The 20937-nt window shown below is 63.0% G+C and carries 25 protein-coding genes and 1 tRNA gene; 10 read left to right on the forward strand and 16 right to left on the reverse strand.

Going from position 1 to position 20937, the window contains the following annotated elements; all coding sequences use genetic code 11:
- Positions 1 to 511 precede the first annotated feature (511 nt).
- Positions 512 to 587: transfer RNA gene (locus tag AC1Q5S_RS20655), tRNA-Arg, on the reverse strand.
- 289 nt (positions 588 to 876) lie between these two features.
- Between AC1Q5S_RS20655 and AC1Q5S_RS20660 the strand changes: the two genes are divergently transcribed.
- Positions 877 to 1683: a c-type cytochrome gene (locus AC1Q5S_RS20660; RefSeq protein ID WP_492239348.1), complete on the forward strand. Its 807-nt coding sequence runs from the start codon at positions 877 to 879 to the stop codon at positions 1681 to 1683.
- Positions 1684 to 1766: 83 nt separating this feature from the next.
- On the opposite strand, the gene AC1Q5S_RS20665 is transcribed toward AC1Q5S_RS20660, so the two are convergent.
- Together AC1Q5S_RS20665 and AC1Q5S_RS20670 are read right to left on the reverse strand one after the other, a co-directional pair.
- Positions 1767 to 2297 (reverse strand): DUF2946 family protein, encoded by a 531-nt coding sequence (locus AC1Q5S_RS20665; RefSeq protein WP_303834403.1) that lies wholly within the window; start codon positions 2295 to 2297, stop codon positions 1767 to 1769.
- Positions 2290 to 3354: a YheT family hydrolase gene (locus AC1Q5S_RS20670; protein ID WP_303834402.1), complete on the reverse strand. Its 1065-nt coding sequence runs from the start codon at positions 3352 to 3354 to the stop codon at positions 2290 to 2292. Before AC1Q5S_RS20670 ends, AC1Q5S_RS20665 begins: the two co-directional genes overlap by 8 nt.
- A gap of 269 nt (positions 3355 to 3623) precedes the next feature.
- Here AC1Q5S_RS20670 and AC1Q5S_RS20675 point away from each other — a divergent pair, with 269 nt between their 5' ends.
- Genes AC1Q5S_RS20675 through AC1Q5S_RS20685 form a run of 3 tightly spaced genes read left to right on the forward strand, consistent with a single transcriptional unit; the run spans position 3624 to position 5666 of the window.
- The gene (locus tag AC1Q5S_RS20675) at positions 3624 to 4217 is read left to right on the forward strand and encodes a LemA family protein (RefSeq protein ID WP_092699381.1); all 594 of its coding nucleotides are present in this window, start codon (positions 3624 to 3626) and stop codon (positions 4215 to 4217) included.
- Positions 4218 to 4230: 13 nt separating this feature from the next.
- Positions 4231 to 5139, forward strand: coding sequence for a TPM domain-containing protein (locus AC1Q5S_RS20680; protein ID WP_303834400.1), 909 nt, complete (start codon positions 4231 to 4233; stop codon positions 5137 to 5139).
- Positions 5140 to 5141: 2 nt separating this feature from the next.
- Entirely contained in the window at positions 5142 to 5666 is a 525-nt protein-coding gene (locus tag AC1Q5S_RS20685) for a TPM domain-containing protein (protein ID WP_303834398.1), read from the forward strand.
- A gap of 101 nt (positions 5667 to 5767) precedes the next feature.
- Here the strand turns inward: AC1Q5S_RS20685 and AC1Q5S_RS20690 are convergent, their stop codons facing one another.
- From AC1Q5S_RS20690 to AC1Q5S_RS20730, 9 genes are all read right to left on the reverse strand, one after another.
- On the reverse strand, positions 5768 to 6184 hold the full coding sequence (locus tag AC1Q5S_RS20690) for a F0F1 ATP synthase subunit epsilon (protein WP_092699425.1): 417 nt from the start codon (positions 6182 to 6184) through the stop codon (positions 5768 to 5770).
- Positions 6185 to 6259: 75 nt separating this feature from the next.
- Entirely contained in the window at positions 6260 to 7666 is a 1407-nt protein-coding gene (gene atpD, locus AC1Q5S_RS20695) for a F0F1 ATP synthase subunit beta (RefSeq protein WP_303834395.1), read from the reverse strand.
- A gap of 33 nt (positions 7667 to 7699) precedes the next feature.
- Positions 7700 to 8566 carry a F0F1 ATP synthase subunit gamma gene (gene atpG / locus AC1Q5S_RS20700; RefSeq protein ID WP_092699389.1) on the reverse strand — a complete coding sequence of 289 codons (867 nt, stop codon included), beginning with the start codon at positions 8564 to 8566 and terminating at the stop codon, positions 7700 to 7702.
- Positions 8567 to 8584: 18 nt separating this feature from the next.
- Positions 8585 to 10138, reverse strand: coding sequence for a F0F1 ATP synthase subunit alpha (gene atpA, locus AC1Q5S_RS20705; RefSeq protein WP_303834392.1), 1554 nt, complete (start codon positions 10136 to 10138; stop codon positions 8585 to 8587).
- A gap of 42 nt (positions 10139 to 10180) precedes the next feature.
- A complete protein-coding gene (locus tag AC1Q5S_RS20710) occupies positions 10181 to 10723 on the reverse strand; it encodes a F0F1 ATP synthase subunit delta (RefSeq protein WP_303834390.1) in 543 nt (180 codons plus the stop codon).
- A 9-nt stretch (positions 10724 to 10732) separates the two neighbouring features.
- Positions 10733 to 11203: a F0F1 ATP synthase subunit B gene (locus AC1Q5S_RS20715; protein ID WP_024813794.1), complete on the reverse strand. Its 471-nt coding sequence runs from the start codon at positions 11201 to 11203 to the stop codon at positions 10733 to 10735.
- A 34-nt stretch (positions 11204 to 11237) separates the two neighbouring features.
- Positions 11238 to 11507 (reverse strand): F0F1 ATP synthase subunit C, encoded by a 270-nt coding sequence (gene atpE / locus AC1Q5S_RS20720; RefSeq protein WP_007847749.1) that lies wholly within the window; start codon positions 11505 to 11507, stop codon positions 11238 to 11240.
- Positions 11508 to 11562: 55 nt separating this feature from the next.
- Positions 11563 to 12441, reverse strand: a complete 879-nt coding sequence (atpB, locus tag AC1Q5S_RS20725) for a F0F1 ATP synthase subunit A (RefSeq protein ID WP_092699395.1) — start codon at positions 12439 to 12441, stop codon at positions 11563 to 11565.
- Positions 12442 to 12460: 19 nt separating this feature from the next.
- The gene (locus AC1Q5S_RS20730) at positions 12461 to 12934 is read right to left on the reverse strand and encodes an ATP synthase subunit I (protein WP_303834378.1); all 474 of its coding nucleotides are present in this window, start codon (positions 12932 to 12934) and stop codon (positions 12461 to 12463) included.
- Positions 12935 to 13222: 288 nt separating this feature from the next.
- Here AC1Q5S_RS20730 and AC1Q5S_RS20735 point away from each other — a divergent pair, with 288 nt between their 5' ends.
- From AC1Q5S_RS20735 to AC1Q5S_RS20750, 4 genes are all read left to right on the forward strand, one after another.
- Positions 13223 to 13540: a YbeD family protein gene (locus AC1Q5S_RS20735; protein WP_303834376.1), complete on the forward strand. Its 318-nt coding sequence runs from the start codon at positions 13223 to 13225 to the stop codon at positions 13538 to 13540.
- 3 nt (positions 13541 to 13543) lie between these two features.
- Positions 13544 to 14239: a lipoyl(octanoyl) transferase LipB gene (gene lipB / locus AC1Q5S_RS20740; protein ID WP_303834374.1), complete on the forward strand. Its 696-nt coding sequence runs from the start codon at positions 13544 to 13546 to the stop codon at positions 14237 to 14239.
- Between the two features lie 23 nt (positions 14240 to 14262).
- A complete protein-coding gene (gene lipA, locus AC1Q5S_RS20745) occupies positions 14263 to 15243 on the forward strand; it encodes a lipoyl synthase (RefSeq protein ID WP_492239349.1) in 981 nt (326 codons plus the stop codon).
- Positions 15244 to 15330: 87 nt separating this feature from the next.
- Positions 15331 to 16164, forward strand: a complete 834-nt coding sequence (locus AC1Q5S_RS20750; protein ID WP_303834369.1) for a DMT family transporter — start codon at positions 15331 to 15333, stop codon at positions 16162 to 16164.
- Between the two features lie 82 nt (positions 16165 to 16246).
- Here the strand turns inward: AC1Q5S_RS20750 and ptsP are convergent, their stop codons facing one another.
- The 4 genes from ptsP to AC1Q5S_RS20770 form a co-directional block, all read right to left on the reverse strand.
- Positions 16247 to 17998, reverse strand: coding sequence for a phosphoenolpyruvate--protein phosphotransferase (gene ptsP / locus AC1Q5S_RS20755; RefSeq protein WP_492239350.1), 1752 nt, complete (start codon positions 17996 to 17998; stop codon positions 16247 to 16249).
- Positions 17999 to 18096: 98 nt separating this feature from the next.
- The gene (locus AC1Q5S_RS20760; RefSeq protein ID WP_303834365.1) at positions 18097 to 18366 is read right to left on the reverse strand and encodes an HPr family phosphocarrier protein; all 270 of its coding nucleotides are present in this window, start codon (positions 18364 to 18366) and stop codon (positions 18097 to 18099) included.
- The gene (locus AC1Q5S_RS20765; protein ID WP_303834363.1) at positions 18335 to 18784 is read right to left on the reverse strand and encodes a PTS sugar transporter subunit IIA; all 450 of its coding nucleotides are present in this window, start codon (positions 18782 to 18784) and stop codon (positions 18335 to 18337) included. Before AC1Q5S_RS20765 ends, AC1Q5S_RS20760 begins: the two co-directional genes overlap by 32 nt.
- A 90-nt stretch (positions 18785 to 18874) precedes the next feature.
- Entirely contained in the window at positions 18875 to 19396 is a 522-nt protein-coding gene (locus AC1Q5S_RS20770; RefSeq protein ID WP_303834362.1) for a hypothetical protein, read from the reverse strand.
- 181 nt (positions 19397 to 19577) lie between these two features.
- Here AC1Q5S_RS20770 and AC1Q5S_RS20775 point away from each other — a divergent pair, with 181 nt between their 5' ends.
- Positions 19578 to 20081: a peroxiredoxin family protein gene (locus AC1Q5S_RS20775; protein WP_303834360.1), complete on the forward strand. Its 504-nt coding sequence runs from the start codon at positions 19578 to 19580 to the stop codon at positions 20079 to 20081.
- 309 nt (positions 20082 to 20390) lie between these two features.
- The gene (locus AC1Q5S_RS20780) at positions 20391 to 20882 is read left to right on the forward strand and encodes a GNAT family N-acetyltransferase (protein ID WP_303834439.1); all 492 of its coding nucleotides are present in this window, start codon (positions 20391 to 20393) and stop codon (positions 20880 to 20882) included.
- The last annotated feature ends 55 nt before the right edge of the window (positions 20883 to 20937 follow it).

Consider the following 20937-nt stretch of genomic DNA (forward strand, 5'->3'; position numbering starts at 1 on the left):
AACGCTGGTACGAGGCACAGCGCAAAAAGGCCGCGTGACTTGTGGGTTAAGAACTCCACCAAGCAGGGGCAAGGTCATCGCTGCAATACCGCCATTGACGCTACATGCAATTCCCCTCCTTCGATTTGCCATCTGATGCCCTGTGCGGTTCTAGCTCGGAGAACAAACAGGCAGCGTTTGCTCATTTGCAAGAACTCTCCGGAGCATGACGTGGGGACAGAGGGCCCAATCCGTCCGAAACCATCCGTGTCCCGTGAGGCCAACTCACGCGTTAAATGAGAGCGACTACCGTGGGCCAACGGGCCAATAGTCAAAAAACCCTCAAAGCGGCCAACTCCGCGCTGGCAGTGGGCCACGCGTGGGCCACAGATGGGCCATGAAGTCCTGCGAATGCAGGCCACGACCATAGGCCTCTATGGCTGGACAGCCCGCAGAAGGGGCAATTTTCAGGATTGGAAAGATTGCTTGACCACTGCCTGGGCCATGAAAAACCCACGTAAGTCATTGATTTTGGTGCGGCTGGCGGGGATCGAACCCACGACCCTTGGCTTCGGAGGCCAATACTCTATCCACTGAGCTACAGCCGCATGAGATGCACTGAACCAATCCTGCGATTATTGCACGAGCAAGCACTCGAACACCCACAAATCCATTGCGGAATCATGCGCTGCGCGCACCCAATCGCAACAACAAGAGGCCAGAGGCGCCGACACATCGTCGCGCCTGCGGCTCCTCTGTCGCGGGCCTGTGAGCTCGCTTGTGCCACCCGGAGTCTATGCACCTCCATCGAAGGCGTCGCAGTCTGCACTGGCAATACATCATCACATCTATAATCGAAGGTTGATTTCATCAAGCCCCCGATACACTGAGGACGTCATGAGCGATAACAACCATCACGAAGAAGCGCATACCGGCCCGATCAAAAACCCCAAGCAGCTGCTGGTCGCGGTCATTTTCTCGTTTGTGATTCCTATCTTCGCCATCATTGGCCTCGTCCTGTATGTCACTTCCGACAACAAGACGGCGGCGGGCTCGGCCAATCCCGAAAAAGCCATTGCCGAGCGCATCCAGAAGGTGGGATTGGTGGAAATCCGCGACGCCAACCGCCCACTGCGCGGTGGTGAGGATGTCTTCAAGGGCCAATGCGCCGCCTGTCACGCCACGGGCGCAGCAGGCGCTCCCAAGCTCGGGGATGCTGCCGCCTGGGGCCCACGCATCAAGACGGGCCTGGACGCACTGGTTCAGTCCGCACTCAAGGGCAAGAATGCCATGGCACCACAGGGTGGTGGCGAGTTCAATGACACCGAGATAGCCCGTGCGGTGGTCTACATGGCGAATGCTGCTGGCGCCACCTTTGCAGTACCAGCGGCCGCAGGTGCTCCTGCGGCTCCCGCAGCTCCAGCCGCTGCCGCGGCACCGGCGGCAGCCGCAACCACCACGGCATCGGCCAATGGCGAGAATCTGTACAAGCAGGCTTGCCAGGTGTGCCATGGTGCCGGCATCGCAGGCGCACCCAAGTTTGGAGACAAAACCGCCTGGACTCCTCGCCTGGCTGCTGGCATGGATGCGGTGTATGCCAATGCCGTGCAGGGCAAGGGCGGTATGCCAGCACGCGGCGGCACCCAGGCATCGGATGCAGACCTGCGTGCTGCCGTGGATTACATGGCTGCTGCGGCCAAGTAATCCCAGCTCCTGGACCTGAGCCGACCCGTGGGGTCGGCTTTTTTGTGTCCGCAATGGGCGGCACCCCCACCCAGACGGACGCGTCAGCGCTGCGAACTGTGCGCCTTGGGACTCAACACAAAACCGTACCGGCCCGGCAGTTCGCTATTGAGCGCCGCTTGCGGCGACCAGATCCCCTGGTCCACGGCGTCCGCCACCAACCCCATGTCCAGGGTGTGAACCAGGCCCACTCCGATGGCAGAGGTCAAAAAAATCCGACCGAACTCATCCTGCAAACAGTCCAACGCAACGGCTTTGGCGCCCGTGTGGGTTCGTAGCGAAAAGTCTGGTTCGACCCGCCACACCCAGGGCGCGCATTCCAGCTCAACGTATACCCGCTGTGGACCATTCTGAAAAAACCACTGCCCCTGGGCGTCCTGCTCGTAGTTGCGCTCAATGAAGTCGATGAGTTTTTCGTGCTGCAGCAAGGAGCCCCGACTCTGGGGGAAAGGCCCTGCCGCCTGCACGGCATCGTCACGCAGGTACCACCGCCCGCGCGCATCAAGACCTAGCCAGCCGTAGCAAGCGGGCACATTGGGCCACTTGGCAAGGGCCTGTTTGACGATGTCATCCATGGGCCGATTGTGCTCCGTTCAGCGCCACGCCTGCGTCCGGCGATCCATGGGCGTGCTGGTGCAGCCACATCGCCACCGCTTGCGGCATGGCACGCACATGCCCTGGCAGGCAGCCCTGTGCAAAACCCACATGCCCGCCGTGCAGCGGCTGCCACAAACGGACATACGGCCCCACCTCGCTGGCGGTCGGCAAGCTTGCTGCCGGCACAAAGGGATCATTGCGGGCATTGACCGCCAGCGCGGGGATGCGGATGCGGTGGAGCAAGGGCTTGGCAGAGGCGCGACACCAGTAGTCCTCTGTGTTTCTGAAGCCATGCAAGGGCGCGGTGAACACGTTGTCGAACGCATACAGATCACGCGCCCGCAGCAGCGTATCACGGTCAAACAGACCCGGATGCTGCGCCAGCTTTTGCAGGGCTTTGGGAATGAGCGTACGCATGAACATGCGTGTGTACACCTGCCGATTGAACCCCCGACCAATCGCCCTGCCCCCGGCCGCCAGATCCAGCGGCGAGCACACCGCTGCCACGGCATCAGCACAGCGCCCTGCCTGCGCTCCGGCCTCTGCTGCCCACCGCAACAGTGCGTTGCCGCCCAGCGAGACACCCACCGCCAGCAGCGGCCCACGGTGGGCCGAACGCAGGCGCTGCAGAATCCAGCCCATCTCTTCGTAATCACCCGAATGGTAGGCCCGGGGCGCTCGGTTGATTTCACCGCTGCAGCCGCGAAAATGGGGCAGCGCACAGGCCCAGCCGCGTTCGCGGGCCACATCGGCAAAAGCCTCGCCGTAGTGGCTGCGGGAAGAACCCTCCAGGCCATGGAAGACCACCAGCAACGGCCGCTGCATGCCCGGCGGCACGCCGTCTGCGAGGTAGTCTACGTCCACAAAATCTGCGTCGGGCGTCGTCCAGCGCTCGCGCCGGTAAGGCAGCGGCGCCCCCGCCACACGCCGCGAATACAGCGCCGGCCAGATCGTCTGCAGCTGCCCTCCGGGCAACCAGCGTGGTGCCGCATAGTTCAGGGATTCCTGGGCACATTCAGCAGGTTTTTCAGGCATTTTTTCTCCCTGCACAAGCCATTCCGACTACCCATTGCTGACGCGCCTGGCAAGTCGCCGCTTCAAAGGGGACTGCAGGGGCACACTGGGTAGCGGCATCGCTGTCTGCACGGGTCATGGGTTGGGGTGGCGGTCGCAAGACTGGTATTGTGCGTTGTCCCGGACGGCGCCAGCGCTGCCCGGGTCTTGGGGCCACGCCCGCCTTGCGGCAGAATTCGAAGGCACTTGGCTCTTTGCAATCCCGCTTCTTCAGACACAGGCCCGCCACCATGAAACGTCTTTTTGCCCTTCTCACGGCTGCACTGCTCTTGACAGGCTGCGGCTACAACGATTTTCAGCGCCTGGATGAACAGTCCAAGGCCGCCTGGAGCGAGGTGCTCAACCAGTACCAGCGCCGCGCCGATCTGGTGCCCAACATCGTCGCCACGGTGAAGGGTGAAGCCAGCTTCGAGCAGGATACGCTGACCAAGGTGATCGAGGCCCGCGCCAAGGCCACCTCCATCCAGGTGACGCCGGCAACCCTCAATGATCCCGCCGCTTTCGCCAAATTTCAGGCCGCGCAGGGAGAGCTATCGGGTGCACTGTCACGGCTGATGGTGGTGGCCGAGCGTTACCCTACCCTCCAGGCCAACCAGGGTTTTCGGGATTTGCGCGTGACGCTGGAAGGCACGGAAAACCGCATTACCGTAGCCCGCAACCGATACATTCAGACGGTGCAGGAATACAACGTGCTGGCGCGCAGCTTCCCCACCAACCTGACCGCCATGGCGTTCAGCTACGCCCCCAAACCTGTTTTCAGTGTACAGAACGAGGCGCAGATCACGACGCCCCCCGCGGTGGATTTTTCGGCATCCAAACCCTGATATGTGATAATTTATGCCTTTAGCGCTTATCCGCATTGCGCTATTAGCTATATTATTTATAGCGATTGACTGGAGCGATGCCCGCGCCGACACGCTGCAACCTGTTCCGGCACTCACCGCCCGCGCGCTGGACCAGACCGGCACCCTGAACCCTGGCCAGCTGCAGGCGCTGGAGCAGCAACTGGCAGCCCTCGAACAATCCAGAGGCGCGCAGGTGGTGGTGCTGATGGTGGCCACCACGGCCCCCGAAGACATCGCCAGCTATGCCAACCGCGTCGCCAACGACTGGAAAATCGGCCGCCGCGCGGTCGGTGATGGCGTGCTGGTGCTCGTGGCCAAAGACGACCGCAAGATGCGGCTGGAGATCGCCAAGACGCTGGAAGGGGCCATTCCTGACATCGCCGCGGCCCGCATCATCGACACCGCCATGAAGCCGCGCTTTCGCGAAGGCGATTTTGCCGGCGGCCTGCAAGCCGCTGTCACGCTGATTGCCGCCCGCATCGCCAACGAAGGCCTGCCCGAACCGCCATCGCCGGCGCGCACGTCAGCCCAGAACGACGCCATCGACTGGGGTGAATGGGCCATCTTCCTGTTTCTGGGCGTCACGGTGGTTGGCCCCGTGGTTCGCGCCCTGCTCGGCAATGCCGTGGGCACGGTGCTGACCGGGGCCTTGGCGGGGGTCGTGGCTTATGTGGCCACGGCCAGTGTGCTGCTGGCCGGCCTGGCAGGCCTGGCCGCGCTGGTCTACACGTTGCTCAGCGCCTCCTCCCGTGCCATGTCCGGGCACGGGCGTGGCGGCGGCTGGGGTGGAGGCACCGGTGGCGGTGGTGGCTGGAGCGGCGGATCTTCCCGCGGTGGCGGTGGTTTCAGCTCGGGCGGTGGTGGCGATTTTGGGGGCGGTGGCGCCTCGGGAGACTGGTGAACATGGCTGGACCTTTTTCCTGGATTGGCGCCCTTGCCCGCCTGTTGCGGCACCGTTGGAATGATCCGTTCGTACGCCGCGCGCTGCCGGAAAGCGCCCTGCAGCGCCTGACTGCCCGCATCGCGGCCAGCGAACGGCGGCATACCGGTCAGATCCGCATCTGCGCCGAAGGCGGCCTGCCCTGGAGCTATCTGCTGCGCCAGGCACCCGTTCGTGAGCGCGCACTGATGATGTTCAGCAAGCTGCGTGTGTGGGATACCGAGCACAACAACGGTGTGCTCATCTACCTCCTGCTGGCGGAACACTCGATCGACATCGTGGCCGATCGGGGGCTGCGCGCGCATGTCGCCAGCAGCGAGTGGCAGCAGATGGTTGCCCGCATGTCATCCGCCTTCCGCGCGGGCCATTTCGAACAGGGTCTGGATCAGGCCGTGGACGAGGTGACAGCACTGCTGTGCCGCCATTTCCCCATCCGCGCCAGCAGGGATCGCCCCAACGAATTGCCCGACGAACCGCATATCCAGTGACCTGGGTGCATCACGGCATGCTTTGCCGTGGATTGCAAAGTGCCCATGAAAAAACCCGGCCAAGCCGGGTTTTTTCATGGGCGATCAACCGAAAGGTCAACTCACCGCTTCTGGCGGAACTTGCGCAAGGCGGCGATCTGCGCGGCCATGACGGCCAGTTCGGATTGCGCCTTGGCCAGATCGATCTCGCTCTTGGCGTTTTTCAGGGCTTCTTCTGCAGCAGCCTTGGCAGCATTGGCCTTCTCGTCGTCCAGATCCTTGCCACGGATGGCGGTGTCGGACAACACGGTCACGCAGTCGGGCTGAACTTCCAGAATGCCGCCGGCCACGAAAACAAACTCTTCGCTGCCATCGGCCATTTCAATGCGCACCGAGCCGGGCTTGATGCGCGTGATCAGCGGAGTGTGGCGTGGGTACACACCCAGTTCGCCCGCTTCGCCGGGCAGCGCAATAAAGCGCGCTTCACCGGAGAAGATGGACTCTTCGGCACTGACCACATCGACGTGGATGGTGTTCATCATTGCTCCTGGGAAAAGAGGGTTGGCAGGATTGGCGAAAGGCTGGCCGGCCGGAACCGGTCAGCCATTGCGCAATCAGGCCACCTTCTTGGCCTTTTCGAAGGCTTCGTCAATGGTGCCGACCATGTAGAACGCCTGCTCTGGCAGGTGATCACACTCGCCATTCACGATCATCTTGAAACCACGGATGGTTTCCGACAGCGGAACGTACTTGCCAGGCGAACCCGTGAACACTTCGGCCACGTGGAAAGGCTGCGACAGGAAACGCTGGATCTTGCGCGCACGGGCCACGGCCAGCTTGTCTTCAGGCGCCAGTTCGTCCATGCCCAGAATGGCGATGATGTCGCGCAGTTCCTTGTAGCGCTGCAGCGTGCCCTGCACGGCGCGCGCCGTGGTGTAGTGGTCTTCACCCACGACGTTCGGGTCCAGCTGGCGGCTGGTGGAGTCCAGCGGGTCCACGGCGGGGTAGATACCCAGCGAAGCGATGTCGCGCGACAGCACCACGGTGGAGTCCAGGTGGGCAAACGTTGTGGCTGGCGAGGGGTCGGTCAAGTCATCGGCTGGCACGTAAACGGCCTGGATGGAGGTGATCGAACCGACCTTGGTGGACGTAATACGCTCTTGCAGGCGGCCCATTTCTTCGGCCAGCGTAGGCTGGTAGCCCACGGCGGAAGGCATACGACCCAGCAGAGCGGACACTTCGGTACCGGCCAGCGTGTAGCGGTAGATGTTGTCCACGAAGAACAGCACGTCACGGCCTTCGTCACGGAAGGATTCCGCGATGGTCAGACCGGTCAGGGCCACGCGCAGACGGTTGCCTGGGGGCTCGTTCATCTGGCCGTACACCATGGCAACCTTGGACTCTTCGAGCTTCTCCAGGTTCACCACGCCGGAATCGGCCATTTCATGGTAGAAGTCGTTCCCTTCGCGGGTACGCTCGCCCACACCAGCGAACACCGACAAACCCGAGTGGGCCTTCGCGATGTTGTTGATGAGTTCCATCATGTTCACGGTCTTGCCCACGCCGGCGCCGCCGAACAGACCCACCTTGCCGCCCTTGGCGAACGGGCAGACCAGGTCGATCACCTTGATGCCGGTTTCCAGCAGCTCTTGCGAAGGCGACAGCTCGTCGTACGCAGGGGCCTTGCGGTGGATGGATGCGGTCAGGTCTTGGCTGACAGGGCCCCGTTCGTCGATGGGCGCGCCCAGCACGTCCATGATGCGACCCAGCGTCGCCTTGCCCACGGGCACGGTGATGGGGTTGCCGGTGTTGGTCACCATGATGCCGCGGCGCAGACCGTCGGAAGAACCGAGCGCAATGGTACGCACGATGCCATCGCCCAGCTGCTGCTGCACTTCCAGCGTCAGGGACGAACCTTCGAGCTTCAGAGCGTCGTAAATCTTGGGCATCTGGTCGCGGGGGAACTCAACGTCCACCACAGCGCCGATACATTGAACAATCTTGCCTTGCACTTGAGCCATTTTTCGCTCCAATTTAGATGTTGGTTGAGCTGCTTACACAGCAGCGGCGCCGGACACGATTTCCGAAAGTTCTTTCGTGATCGCTGCCTGGCGCGTCTTGTTGTAGACCAGCTTCAACTCGCCAATGACGCTGCCGGCGTTGTCGGTGGCGGCCTTCATGGCCACCATGCGTGCCGACTGCTCGGACGCCATGTTTTCCGCAACCGCCTGGTAGATCAGGGACTCGACATAACGGACCAGCAGCTCGTCAATGACGCTCTGCGCATCGGGCTCGTAAATGTAGTCCCAGCCATGCTCCGTCTTCTCGGCATGCATCTGCTCGGACGACAGGGGGAGCAACTGCTCCACCACCGATTCCTGCTTCATGGTGTTGATGAACTTGGTGTAGCTCAGGTACACCGCGTTGATCTTGCCTTCTGCATAAGCATCGAGCAGCACCTTCACCGGACCAATCAGCTTGTCCAGATGGGGCGTGTCGCCCAGACCCGTCGCATGCGAAACCACCTTGGCGCCGACACGGTTCAGGAAACCCAAACCCTTGTTGCCAATGGCCACGGCCTCGGTGGACACGCCAGCGCTCTGCAGCTCACGCAACTTGGTCGTCACGGCACGCAACACGTTGGTGTTCATGCCGCCGCACAGGCCCTTGTCGGTCGTCACCACAATCATGCCCGCCACCTTGGCATCGTTCACTTTCATGAACGGATGCACGTATTCGGGGTTGGCGTGGCCGAGGTTGGCTGCAATGTTGCGGATCTTCTCGCTGTAGGGACGGGCGGCACGCATCCGGTCCTGCGCCTTGCGCATTTTGGATGCAGCCACCATCTCCATGGCTTTGGTGATCTTCTTGGTGTTTTCCACCGATTTGATCTTGCCGCGTATTTCCTTGCCTGCTGCCATGATGGCTCCTCGTCCGGTTTAAGCGAACGACTTCTTGAACGCGGCGATCGCTGCGGTCAATTCGGCTTCTGCGTCCTTGTCCATGGCCTTGGCCTGTTCCAGCTTGGCCAGCAGTGCGGCGTAGCTGGTCTTCAGGAACTGGTGCAGGCCGTGTTCGAAGTCGAGAACCTTCTTGACATCGATGTCGTCCATGAAGCCCTTGTTCACAGCGAACAGCGTGGCGGCCATCAGCGAGATGGACAGCGGGCTGTACTGTGCCTGCTTGAGCAGTTCGGTCACGCGGGCACCGCGGTCGAGTTGCTTGCGGGTGGCTTCGTCCAGGTCGGAAGCAAACTGCGCAAACGCGGCCAGTTCACGGTACTGGGCCAGGTCGGTACGGATACCGCCGGACAGGTTCTTTACCAGCTTGGTCTGGGCAGCACCACCCACGCGCGACACCGAGATACCGGCGTTGATGGCGGGACGGATACCGGCGTTGAACAGGCTGGTTTCCAGGAAGATCTGGCCGTCGGTGATCGAAATCACGTTGGTAGGCACGAAAGCGGACACGTCACCCGCTTGCGTTTCGATGATCGGCAGTGCGGTCAGCGAACCGGTCTTGCCCTTCACGGCGCCCTTGGTGAAAGCTTCGACATAGTCGGCGTTCACGCGAGCAGCACGCTCCAGCAGACGGCTGTGGAGATAGAACACGTCGCCAGGGTAGGCTTCACGGCCTGGTGGACGGCGCAGCAGCAGCGAAACCTGGCGGTAAGCCACGGCCTGCTTGGACAGGTCGTCGTACACGATCAGCGCATCTTCGCCACGGTCACGGAAATATTCACCCATCGTGCAACCCGAGTAGGCCGACACGTACTGCATGGCAGCCGATTCGGAGGCCGACGCGGCCACCACGATCGTGTATTCCATGGCACCGGCTTGTTCCAGTGCGCGCACCACGTTCTTGATCGACGAAGCCTTCTGACCGATGGCAACGTAGATACAGGTCACGCCCTGGCCCTTCTGGGCAATGATGGCGTCGATGGCCACTGCCGTCTTGCCGGTCTGGCGGTCACCGATGATCAGCTCGCGCTGGCCTCGGCCCACAGGCACCATGGAGTCGATCGACTTCAGGCCGGTCTGCAGGGGCTGGTCCACCGATTTACGGGCGATCACGCCCGGAGCGACCTTTTCGATCACGTCGGTGAGCTTGGCATGGATGGGACCCTTGCCGTCGATAGGCTGACCCAGGGCGTTCACCACACGGCCGACCAGCTCGGGACCCACCGGCACTTCCAGAATGCGGCCCGTGCATTTGACGGTGTCGCCTTCGGAGATGTGCTCGTACTCGCCCAGAATCACGGCGCCGACGGAGTCGCGCTCGAGGTTCAGGGCCAGACCGTAGGAGGGCTGCCCGTCCTTGGTGGCGGGGAACTCCAGCATTTCGCCCTGCATCACGTCCGACAGGCCATGGACGCGCACGATACCGTCAGACACGGACACCACGGTGCCCTGGTTGCGGATGTCGCTGCTGGCGGCCAGCCCTTCGATGCGGCTCTTGATGAGTTCAGAAATTTCTGCGGGATTGAGTTGCATGACTCTTTCCTTCTTTCTTTGGTTCGCGAAGACCTCGCCGCGTTATGCGGTGAGGGCCGCTTTCATTTGTTCAAGACGGGCCTTGACCGAAGTGTCCAGCACCTCGTCACCCACCACTACGCGAATGCCACCGATCAGGGATTCATCCTGCTGCACGGTGAGATTGAGCTTGCGGCCGAAACGCTTTTCCAGCGCAACACCGACCTCAACCAGTGCCGCACCATCCATGGGAAAGGCGCTGTACACCACGGCATCCGAAGAGCCGCTGCGGCGATTCACGAGGGCGCGAAACTGCGCAGCCACTTCGGGGAGCGCATTGAGACGCCCGTTGTCGATGACCGTGCGCAGGAAATTCTTCGCCATGTCGGGCAGCGCAGACCGCGCCACACCCGTGAAGACGTCAAATACCTGGTTCGCCGTCACCTTGGGGTTGTCTGCCAGCTGGCGCAACTGGGGGTTGGCGGCAATCGCCGCCAGTTCATCCACCCAGGCAGCAGTGCTGCCCAGATCGACGCCCGCACCCGCCGTAGCAGCCTTGAACAAGGCATCGGCGTAAGGGCGTGCAATGGTGGCGAGTTCAGCCATGATGTCCCCTTACAGCTCGGTCTTGAGGCGGTTGAGCAGATCGGCATGGACACCGGCATTGACTTCCTTGCGGAGAATCTGCTCGGCACCCTTGACGGCCAGTGCTGCCACCTGCTCACGCAGGGATTCGCGGGCTTGAACCGTTTGCTGCTCGGCTTCGGCGCGGGCAGCAGCAACAATCTTGTTGCCTTCCTCGGTGGCGCGGGCCTTGGCCTCTTCCACGATGGCCTGGGCACGACGGTCGGCGTCCGCAAGACGCGAGGCCGTTTCGTTGCGCGCCTGCGACAGCTCCTTCTCGACACGCTGGTTGGCAGCGGTTAGCTCGGATTTGGCACGGTCGGCAGCGGCGAGGCCATCGGCGATTTTCTGGGCTCGCTCATCCAGCGCCTTCGCGATCGGTGGCCACACGAATTTCATCGTGAACCACACCAGGATCAGGAAGACAATGGCCTGAACGAACAGGGTCGCATTGATACTCACGGCAACACCTTTCTAGAGTGGCGTTGAACGGGACTTACTTGGGCAGGTTGGCCAAGAACGTCGAAGCGAAGGGGTTGGCGAATGCGAACAGCAGAGCGATAGCCACGCCGATCAGGAAAGCCGCGTCGATCAGACCCGCCAAGATGAACATCTTGGTTTGCAGTTCGTTGATCAGTTCGGGCTGACGGGCCGACGATTCGAGGAACTTGCCGCCCATCAGTGCGATGCCGATGGACGCGCCGATAGCGCCCAGACCAACGATCAGACCACAAGCCAGAGCGACGAGACCGAGAATGTTTTCCATGATGACTCCTGAGTTAAGAAAGAAAAGTTAAGGGAAAGAAAAACGAAAGGGAAACTTAGTGCGCGTTGTGCGCCTGACCAAGGTAGATCAGTGCCAGCATCATGAAGATGAATGCCTGCAAGGTGATCACCAGAATGTGGAACAGCGTCCAGATGGTGCCAGCAATGACGTGGCCCACAGGCAGCAGCACACCCGACAGCGACAGCGCAGCCGCACCACCCATCAGGGCAATCAGCATGAACACCAGTTCGCCAGCGTACATGTTGCCGAACAACCGCATGCCATGGGAGACGGTGTTGGCCACATATTCAATGATCTGCATGAGCAGGTTCACCACGCCCAGGATCAGGGCGAAGATGGGATTCTTGCTGGTACCGAACGGAGCGGACACCAGTTCGTGCGCCCAGCCGCCCGCGCCCTTGACCTTCACGCTGTACCAGAAGCGCAGGACCAGCACGGCAAAAGCAAGACCAAGGGTGGTGGACAGATCGGCGGTCGGGACGACGCGCAGGTAGGCATGGCTTGGATCGTGACCGGCCGCACCGTAGATTTGGGCCCAGAGGGCGGGCAGCGCATCCACAGGCAGCATGTCCATGAAGTTCATCAGGAAGATCCAGACGAACACCGTCAGACCCAGCGGCGCGATGAACTTGCGGCTTTCGGCGTTGTGGATGTTGGCCTTGGCCTGGTTATCCACCATCTCGACCAGAATTTCCACGGCCGCCTGAAAGCGACCAGGAACACCGGAAGTCGCCTTGCGGGCGGCCGACCAGAGAATCAAAAGCGTGAGAGCACCCAGAACCAACCCCACGATGATGGAGTCATAGTTGAAGACGGTGAAGTCGACAATCTTGGTCTGGTTGATGTTTTGAAGATGCTGCAGGTGGTGAACGATGTATTCACTTGCAGTCGGAGCGTGCGCTTCTGCGGCCATCGGACAACTCTTCTCTCTATCAATCGGTTTTTCGGACACCGGGCCGCACCCAAAGTGCCACCCAGTACGTTTTCATTGTGATCACCATGCCCACCAGCAAGGCAATCCAGCTCAATCCCGGCACCAGCCGGGGGGCCGCTGCCAGCAGCGCCACTGTCAACACGATCTTGGCGATTTCCCAGCCAAAGAACGCCACCATGGCCGCCCGCGGATTGGCGGACGCCTTGCGGCGAAACACACCACGGGCAAACAGCGCAGCCGGAACCACCACCGCCAAGGCACCATAGGCCGCAGACCAGCCCACTGACGCCCTGCCCGTCAAAATCCAGGCCCCCAGGGCCACCAGCATTCCAACCAGCGCCTGACCCGCCACCACCTTCCCCACCGAAATGGGAGGATGGCGACTGCGCCACTGTTCAGCCTCTTGGGCCGTCAGGGGCTTGAAGTCAGATGCTTCAGCCTCAGATTCAGTCTCTGGCGCGATTGTTTTCATTGTTCAATGACGCCCGCGTTAAAGACCAGAAATTTACAAAGCCTCTAATTATAAGTAAAAACCCGTGAGGCAAGACAAAAAACCTGTATCCCGGGGCCAGGATCGATGCTGGGTGCGCGCCGTTGTGGTGATGCACCAACGACCATGCCTGGACTCGCCACACCTTGCGCGCGCCCAACCGGCGCAAATTCGACCAACCATCCTTATGCCCTTGCGAGGCATGTAGCGCACAATGCCAAAGCGCTGCCAGCTATTGAATCCGCAGCAGAAACCACGATCCTCAGCACCATGACATCTTCCACCCTACCGCCCGCAAACGGCATCGACCGCCAGGCCAACGATCCGCGCAAAGACTCGCTGATTGAATACCCCTCCAGGTTTCCGATCAAGGTCATGGGCGCCAAGGTGGACGGCTTCGTGCATGCAGTCACCGAGCTGGCCCGCCAGTTCGACCCGACCTTCGACGCCGCCACGATTGAACTGCGCGACAGCCGCGCCGGCAATTATCTCGGCGTCACCATCACCATCACCGCCACCAGCCGCGAGCAGCTCGATGGCCTGTATCGGGCCCTGTCGTCCCACCCCCTGGTCAAAGTGGTGCTGTAAGGCATGGCCATCGACATCCGCAGGCTGGGCCGGGTCGATTACACCGCTACCGTGCAAGCCATGCAGGACTACACCGCCTGCCGCACCTCCGAGAACCCCGATTTGCTCTGGATTTGCGAGCATGATCCGCTTTACACCCAAGGTATTGCAGGAAAAAACGATCACATACTCCACCCGGGCGATATTCCGGTGGTGGCAACCAATCGCGGCGGGCAGGTCACCTTCCATGGCCCAGGCCAGGTGGTGGCGTATCCGCTGATCGACCTGCAGCGCGCCGGCTACTTTGTCAAGGAATACGTCTTTCGCATGGAAGAGGCCGTGATCCGCACGCTGGCGCATTTTGGCGTGACGGGCCACCGCGTGGGCGGCGCCCCCGGGATCTATGTGCGCCTGGATGACCCGCACAGCCATGCGTTGCTGCCCCAGCGTCCGCAAAAGCGCACCGGCAACGCCCCCCCCGTGCCCGACTTCGATGGCCTGGGCAAGATTGCCGCCCTGGGCATCAAGGTCAGCCGGCACTGCACCTACCACGGCGTGGCGCTCAATGTGGCGATGGATCTGGAACCCTATGAACGCATCAACCCTTGCGGTTACGCAGGATTGAAAACCGTCGACCTTTCTACAATCGGGGTCCACACCACCTGGGAAGAAGCCGCGCAGGTGCTGGGCCAGCAGCTCAGCATTCGCCTCGCTCCCTGACCTCCACACGCTGTCCACACGCCATGAGCACCCCTGAAGTCGTTCGCGAAGCACAATCCACCGAAGCCTACAACCCTCTGGCCAAGCAGAAGGCTGCAGCCAAGCTGTCGCGCATTCCCATCAAGGTGGAACGGGGTGAAGTGCTCAAGAAGCCCGAGTGGATCCGGGTGAAAGCCGGCAGCCCGACCACGCGCTTCTACGAGATCAAGGAGATCCTGCGCGAGCACAAGCTGCACACCGTGTGCGAAGAGGCCTCGTGCCCCAACATCGGCGAGTGCTTTGGCAAGGGCACGGCCACCTTCATGATCATGGGCGACAAATGCACGCGCCGCTGCCCGTTCTGCGACGTGGGCCACGGCCGCCCCGACCCGCTGGACAAGGACGAGCCTTTGAACCTGGCCAAGACCATTGCCGCACTCAAGCTCAAATATGTGGTCATCACCAGCGTGGACCGCGACGACCTGCGCGACGGCGGCAGCGGCCACTTCGTGGAGTGCATCCAGCGCATCCGCGAGCTCTCGCCCGCCACGCAGATCGAGATCCTCACGCCAGACTTCCGCGGCCGCGACGACCGTGCGCTCGAAATCCTCAAGGCCGCACCGCCCGACGTGATGAACCACAACCTGGAGACCGCGCCCCGCCTGTACAAGGAAGCCCGCCCGGGCTCCGACTACCAGTTCAGCCTGAACCTGCTCAAGAAGTTCAAAGCCCTGCACCCCCATGTGCCGACCAAGAGCGGCATCATGGTGGGCTTGGGCGAAACCGACGAAGAGATCCTGCAGGTGATGCGCGACATGCGCGCGCACGACATCGACATGCTGACCATCGGCCAGTACCTGGCGCCCAGCAACAGCCACCTGCCCGTGCGCCGCTACGTGCACCCCGACACCTTCAAGATGTTCGAGCAAGAGGCCTACAAAATGGGTTTCAGCCACGCGGCCGTGGGCGCCATGGTGCGCAGCAGCTACCACGCGGACCAGCAGGCGCACGCCGCCGGCGTGTAAGCACGGCACCAGAACGCAGCCCGCCGGGCTCGCATTCTCTCGGCGCCGCCAAGCATTGCAGCACCTCGCACCGCCTATAGTCGGTGCATGCAAGCCAATCTGTATGCCCTGGGCGCCATCGCGCTGTGGGCCTCGCTCGCCTCGCTGGGCGTGTCGCTCACCCATGTTCCACCGTTTCTGCTCACGGGCATCGCGCTCATCATCGGCAGCGTGCCCGCGTGGCCGCTTGTGCTGCGCGACCCGTCGCAGTGGCGCATTCCTGCGCGCACGCTGGCGCTGGGGGTGTATGGCCTGTTTGCCTACCACTTCCTGCTGTTCATCGCGCTGCGCCACGCGCCGCCGGTCGAGGCCAACCTGGTCAACTACCTGTGGCCGCTGTTCATCGTGGTGCTGGCGCCCGTGGTGCTGCCCGGCGTGGCGCTGCGCCTGCCGCATGTGCTGGCGGCGCTGCTGGGTTTTGGCGGTGCGGCGATTGCCATCGTGGGCGGGCGCGAGCTGAGCGGCACACTGGCCTGGGGCTACCTGCCCGCGCTGGCGGCGGCATTCATCTGGGCAACCTATTCGCTGCTGACCAAGCGCGCGGCCGCCTTTCCGACCACGGCCATCGGTCTGTTTGGCCTGGTGTCGGGCGCGCTCTCGCTGCTGTGCCATGCCGTGCTGGAGCCTGCCGTGGCGCTGCAGCCGCGGGACTGGGCACTGCTGGCAGTGCTGGGCCTGGGGCCGCTGGGGGCCTCGTTCTTTCTGTGGGACAAGGCGCTCAAGCTCGGGGATGCACGGCACATCGGCATCCTGAGCTATATCACACCGCTGGCATCCACCGCGCTGCTGCTGGTGGTGAGCGGCCGCCCCTTCAGCTGGAGCATTGCGCTGGCCACGGTGATGATCATCGGCGCGGCGGTGATGGGGATGCGGTCGCGCTGACCGGGCATTTCAAGGGAAATGGGCCTCTCGCGCCCATCCGCAAAGCGCTAGCCGCTATATGTTCGATAGCCGATGAAATGCGCTATGACACCAGCAGCGCGGCGGGCTCGTCGCCTGCGAGCACCTGCTGCGCCCATGGTGCCAGCTTGCGGGTGTCGGCCCGCAGGATTTCCTGCTTCACGGCCAGGATCTGCGCCGGGTGCATGGAGAAGCTGCGCAGCCCCAGCCCCAGCAGCAGGCGCGTCATGGTCACATCGCCCGCCGTTTCGCCGCACACGCACACGCTCTTGCCCTGGCGCTCGCCCTCGGCAATCACATCGGCCACCAGGCGCAGCACAGCGGGGTGCAGCGGGTCATACAGGTGGGCCACGGCCTCGTCGGTGCGGTCGATGGCCAGCGTGTACTGGATAAGGTCGTTGGTGCCGATGGACAGGAAATCGAAATATTGGAGGAATCTGCGCACCATCAGCGCGGCCGCCGGCACCTCGATCATGGCACCCAGCTGCACCGGGCCGTAGGGCACGCCCCGGGTGTCGAGTTCGGCACGCGCCAGTTCGACCTGGGCCAGCGTCTGCTCGATTTCATGGCGGTGCGCCAGCATCGGAAACAGCAGCTTCACCTGGCCATAGGCCGCCGCGCGCAGCACGGCGCGCAGCTGGTTGCGGAACATGGACGGATCGGCCAGGCTCCAGCGAATGGCGCGCAGGCCCAGCGCAGGGTTCAGGTGCGTGTCCTTGCCCCCCTTGTCGAGCGGTTTGTCGGCGCCCACATCGATGGTGCGGATGGTGACCGGCAGGCCCTGCATGCCGTCAATCGCCTCGCAGTACGCGCGGTACTGCTCGTCTTCACCGGGCAGGTTGCCATTTTTGCCCATGAACAGGAATTCACTGCGAAACAGGCCCACGCCCACGGCGCCCGCGCGCACGGCAGCGGCGGCATCACCGGGCTGCTCGATGTTGGCCAGCAATTCGATCTTGTGGCCATCGATGGTGATGGCGGGCGTATGGCGCAGGCGTGCCAGGCGCTCGCGCTCCAGCGCCACCTGGCGCTGGCGAAAGCCGTATTCGGCCAGGATGATGGGCGATGGGTCGACGATCATCACCCCGGCATCGCCGTCGATGATGACCCAGTCGTCCTGGCGCACCAGCTGGCTGGCCGCACGCGCCCCCACCACGGCCGGGATGTCCATGCTGCGCGCCACGATGGCGGTGTGCGAGGTCTTGCCGCCCACGTCGGTCACGAAGCCGGCGAACACGCTCTGCTTGAATTGCAGCATGTCGGCCGGGGACAGGTCGTGCGCCACCAGCACCAGCGGCACATCGACCGTGTCGTCGAGCAGCAGGTCCTGCGGGGTCTTGCGCGGGCTGCTGACAGGCGGCGCCACGGGGCTGGCCACGCCCTTCATGTAGCGCAGGATGCGCTCGACCACCTGCTCCAGGTCGGCCTTGCGTTCGCGCAGATAGTCGTCCTCCATCTCGTCGAACTGGCGCGCAATCAGTTCGAACTGCGTGGTCAGCGCCCATTCGGCGTTGTACAGGCGCTCGGAGATCCAGTGCTTGACCCCGCCGGTGAGCATCTCGTCCTGCAGCAGCATCAGGTGCACGTCCAGCAGCGCGGCCAGCTCGGGTGGCGCATCGTGCGGCATATCGGCCTGCAGCCGCTGCAACTCCTCGGCCACCGCGTTGCGCCCCTGGCGCACCCGCTCGATTTCCGCCGCCACCTGCTCTGGCTGGATGAAATAGTGCGCCACATCCACGCGGCTTGACGCCACCAGCACGGCCCGGCCGATGGCGATGCCCCGTGCAACTGCAAGACCGTGGACGGAAAACGTCATCGAAGATCCTTTTTTGGCAAGCGTTCAACCACCGCGTCAGCCCTCGCGCACCCCGGAGGGACCGCCTCCCGCGCGATCAGGGCGCAGGGGGCCCACCGTCATTCCCCTTCGCCAAACTTGTCGGCGATCAGCGCGAGCAACGCATCCATGGCCTCCTGTTCGCGCTCGCCAATGGTCTCGATTTCAATCTCGGTGCCCATGCCCGCGGCCAGCATCATCACGCCCATGATGCTCTTGGCATTGATGCGGCGATCGCCCCGGCTCATGAAAACATCGCAGGGAAAGCTGCCTGCCAGCTTGGTCAGCTTGGCAGACGCCCGGGCATGCAGGCCCAGCTTATTGTTGATGGTCGTGCGGGTCTTGGTCATGGGTGTTTCGTCGAGTCTGGTTCTGCGGCGCTGCAATGGCCACCTGCATCACCCCCTGGGTGCCGCCCACGACAGCGCGGGCCACCACGGCATCGAGGGGCTCAGCGCGATAGCTCACGGCACGCAGCAGCATGGGCAGGTTCACGCCCGCGACAAGGCGCGAGCCCACGCCGTCCACCAGGCGCTGGGCGATATTGCAGGGCGTGGCGCCAAACAGGTCGGTCAGCACCAGCGTGGAATGGGTGCCCAGCTGCTCCAGCAGGCAGCGTGCCTGGGCCAGGCTGGCTTCAGGCGCCGCGTTGGGCTGTACGTCCAGCGCCGCCACACTGGCGCCACAATCGGCAAACACGTGCAGCGCACATTCACGCAAGGCATGGGCCAGCGGGGCGTGGGCAATGATGAGAATGCTGGTGCTCATGGTGTGATGGTTTGCCTTGCATTATGGCGGGCCGAAAGGAGCCCACCACGGTCAGCCCGATGGCAGCGCGCAACGGCATCGGGCCGACAGTCAATTCAGGCCGGCAAATAGGGCGCTGGCCACATCCGGCCGGGGCTGGGCGGTGTACACCACCGCGTGGTACAGCCGTACCTGCGGGCCCACCGCGCGCGCAAACCACACGCCCTGCACCGTCACCGCCGAGCCATCCGCGCGCCTGCCCTGCGCCACCAGGCGCACCGAGGACGGCAATGGCAGCGTGCCCGCGAACGCAAACGGCTGCTCGGAGAGCACGGTGGCGGCCTCCAGGCGCGCCAGCACCGCTGCCCGCCAGTGCACCAGCGCGGCATCGGCGCGGGCGGGATCGGGCAGCGCGGTGTGCGAGATGGCAAACGTGGCACTGTCGGCTTCGCAGCCTGCCATGGCCAGTTCCACCGACGCACCGGCCATTTCCACGGTGCGCGTGGCGTGGTCGGGCTTGCACGGCAGGGTCGCCGTGAGCGCAGCGCCGGCTAGCGGCACGCTGCGCCAGTTCAGGGCGGGGCTGCATGCCGCCAGCAGCAGGGCCGCAGCCCAGGGCAATGTCCGGTTCATGGCCCGATTATGGGCAACAGCGCATGCTCGCAAGGCGATTGCGCGCCAGGAGGTGCGAACTTTTATGGCGCGACGCGGTCTATCTTCCAGGGTCATAAAGGGCTGCGGAGTTGTCGGTGCAGGCAGTCCTGCACAATGCGGGCTTGGGCGCTTGCCCACCGCTTTTTTGGATGAGGATGTCATGGGTATCAAGCATTGGGCAGTCGGCGCCGCATTGGTGGCTTTCGCGGGCGTGGGCGCATGGGTGTATCTGGACGCCGGGCGCTCGGCGGCACCGGAATCCACGTTTGTGCTGCTGGACGGCTCCCGCCAGACCACCGCCGATCTGCGCGGCAAGGTGACGCTGGTCAATTTCTGGGCCACCAGCTGCACCACCTGCGTGGCGGAAATGCCCGAAATCATCGCCACCCACAACAAATTCCACCCCCAGGGCTTCGACACCCTGGCCGTGGCCATGAGCTACGACCCGCCCAGCTACGTGGTGAACTTTGCCGAATCGCGCAAGCTGCCGTTCAAGGTGGCGCTCGACAACACGGGCGCGGTGGCCAAGGCCTGGGGCGATGTGCGCCTGACGCCCTCGACGTTCATCGTGAACAAGCGCGGCGAGATCGTGAAGAGCTATGTCGGTGCCCCTGACTTCCCAGAACTGCACCGGCTGATCGAAAAGCTGCTGGCCGAGACCTGATCCGGCACGGGTTCCCACGCCAGACGCCAAAGGCGTGTTTCCATCCAACAGGTTTTTGCGCATAAGAGGCAAGCGCAAGACGCTATAAATTTTACAGCTTTCAGCATCCTGACCTGTTCATCGCCCTCCCCCAGTCTGGCATCTACGACAGGAGTATGGTGCCATGGCCCTCGGGCTGGCGACATTCTCCGTCCTGACCTTGGGTGCTGGTGCCGCGCGGGATGTCACGGCCGCATGAGGGGTGATGGGTGAAAAGGTGGCTTCGGGAGGTGCCGCTACACTGTTCCTTTGAATCAGCCAGCCTGCGTTGTGGAAAAGCTACCTGTCACCCTGCTGACCCCGTCCCTCCCCCATGAGCTGGATGCGGTGCGCGCCATCTTCCGAGAATATGCCGATAGCCTCGGCATCGACCTGTGCTTTCAGGGTTTCGAGACCGAACTGGCGCAGCTGCCAGGTGAATATGCCCCACCGCGCGGGGAGTTGCTGCTGGCCGAGGTCGATGGGGCCATTGCCGGCTGCTGCGCATTGCGTCCGCTGGACGCGGCAGACTATCCCAATGCCGCTGAAATGAAACGCCTGTATGTGCGCAAGGCGTTTCGGGGTTTTGGCCTGGGCCGGCAACTGGCCGAGGCCACGCTGGATGCGGCCCGGGCAAAAGGTTATGCCTGCGTGCTGCTCGACACGCTGGACGACATGGAATCCGCGCGGGCCCTGTATGCCGACCTCGGCTTCGAGGACATTCCGCCCTACTACCACAACCCCATTGCCGGGGCCCATTACCTCAAGGCGAATATTCTTTGAGGAAAATAGACTGCCAGCGCTTATAAATCGGCGCTGGTAGCTATTGACTTTATAG

This window comes from Acidovorax sp. GW835-FHT14B10, from assembly GCF_058793725.1.